The sequence below is a fragment of the Lysinibacillus sp. G1-3 genome (assembly GCF_056322905.1).
Genome location: NZ_JBWHYQ010000057.1, coordinates 1 through 553 on the forward strand (window position 1 = coordinate 1; position 553 = coordinate 553).

Below are 553 nucleotides of genomic sequence, written 5' to 3' on the forward strand. Positions count from 1 at the left end.
CCTATAATGAATATACCAGCAGCTAATCCTCCTATACTTGCTGAAGAATGATACTGATTAATTGTAAAATTAGTTATTGTAACGAACAATGTATAATGAATAACATACATTAGAAAGTTAACTAGTGTGATCATAATAAAGTCTTTTGTCCAAAGTTTATTATACATTTAAATATACCTTCTTTATATGTAATTTATTAATAAGTACATTTTAAAAAAAATATCAATATTTTTCAAATACAAAACATATACCACGCTACTAATTTAAAGAAATAATACAGGTGAAAAACAATTTAAAAATGAGGTTTAAAGTAATGAAATAGTTGTTTAGATTATATATATTATTATAATAATTCTGTTGCAAAATTAACAAAGTGCTGCAAAGACTAATATATCAACCACATATTGTGAAACCTATCTATGAATGCCATCGTCGTATTATCATTTTTGTTACTTCTTTAGTATTTATAGCCCTCATATAATTTCTATAATACCAATAATCTTCTAATTCTAAATTGACATATCCTGCTCGCATTAATGAATGAAGATGTTTT

The 553-nt window shown here is 24.1% G+C and carries 1 pseudogene; it reads right to left on the bottom strand.

From position 1 onward, the window contains the following. A pseudogene (locus tag ACVYAD_RS25080) lies at positions 1–167 on the bottom strand (MFS transporter); the annotation flags it as partial. Between the last annotated feature and the right edge of the window lie 386 nt (positions 168–553).